General features: G+C 73.3%; 2 protein-coding genes. Both read right to left on the minus strand.

What is annotated here, in order from left to right; genetic code table 11:
• The coding region (locus BKN37_RS27155) for a PPE family protein (protein WP_071030400.1) at positions 1 to 1,016 on the minus strand (1,016 nt) is incomplete at its 3' end.
• Positions 1,013 to 1,399: PPE family protein, SVP subgroup (locus BKN37_RS27160; RefSeq protein ID WP_423212850.1), on the minus strand; the 387-nt coding region annotated here is incomplete at its 5' end. The genes BKN37_RS27155 and BKN37_RS27160, both read right to left, overlap by 4 nt.

A 1,399-nucleotide genomic window follows, 5' to 3' on the forward strand; every position in this document is an offset into this window, starting at 1 on the left:
GCGGCCACCCGAACCGCCGCCGCCGCCCTCCCCCAGGACCCCGCCACCGACCGCCCGCCGACCGACGCTGCCCGGCCCCCGCTCCCCGCGGCCTCACCCCCGCCCACCCCCGCCGCGCCCGCGGTTGACCCGGCGTAGCTCGCCAGGGTCGGGCCCAGTGCCCCCTCGGCCACCTCGGCCGTCTCGGACACCGGAGCCGCCGCCCCCGCCATCGCATACATCAGGGCCGCGTTCTCGAATGGGGATACGGTGAAGAGGCCCCCGGAAGCCATGAACGCCGGTCCCCCAATGAGCGTTTGGTAGCCCTGGGTTGCCGCCATCAGGCCTTCAAATTCTTGGATCGGGGCGCTGTTGAGCAGGTTCAGCAGCCACTGTGATCCCTGGCCGGAGGCGAGGCCTTGCAGCGCGTTGGGCACCTGGGACAGGCCGGTGGTGCTGGTTGCTTGACCGACGGCCGCGGCCTGGGTGGCCGCCCCGGCCGGGTTGGTGTTTTGGGGTGCCGGCTGGAACGGGGTCAATGTGGTGGCGGTTGCCGAGGCGGCGGCGTAGCCGTACATGGCCGCCGCGTCCTGGGCCCACATTTCGGCGTACTGCGCCTCGGTCGCCAGGATTGCCGGCGTGTTTTGCCCGAGAATGTTGGTGGCCACCAACGACGTCAGCGACGCCCGGTTGGCCGCGATCACCGGCGGGGGCACCGTGGCGCTGAACGCCGCCTGGTAGGCCGCGGCGGCCGCCCTGGCCTGGGTGGCGGTCTGCTTGGCTTGGGCGGCAGTGGTGTTCAGCCATGCCACATAGGGGGCGGCCGCCGCGGCCATCGACGCCGACGCCGGACCCTGCCAGGGTTCGTCGGTGAGCTCGGTGACCACCGCCCGGTAGGACGCGGCCGCCGAACCCAGCTCCGCGGCCAGGCCGTCCCAGGCGGTCGCGGCGGCCAGCATCGGCGCGGACCCGGCGCCGGCGTACATCCGCGCGGAGTTGACCTCAGGGGGCAGGGCCGCGAAATCCGTTGCGGTCATGACCGGATCGCCTCCCTGATCAACCTGGCTGCGGCATCGCGCTCCATCGCCAAGTCGACGAGTTCGTCACGCAGCTTGGCTAGTTCCTCGCGTTCGCGTTCGCTGAGTGGGTCTTCGCCGAGGCGGGCCGGGGCTGGGTTCATCCACCGATCCCGCGACTTGTCATGGCCCGCGCCCATGGCCGCGACCACCTTGGCGCGGGCGGCATAGCGCGACCGTCCCTCACCGCGGGGCGCGTTGACCACGCTGCCCACCGGGGGGATGCCGCCGAACATGCCGGGGCTGGCCGCTCCCGGCGGAGCGGCGGAACCCGTGGTCGGCAGCGCGGTGGCCAGCGAGGCCAGTCGGATCTCGGGGGCCGCGCTCGCCCACGACTGCGGCAC

The sequence above is a fragment of the Mycobacterium talmoniae genome (assembly GCF_001854525.1).
GTDB lineage: Bacteria > Actinomycetota > Actinomycetes > Mycobacteriales > Mycobacteriaceae > Mycobacterium > Mycobacterium talmoniae.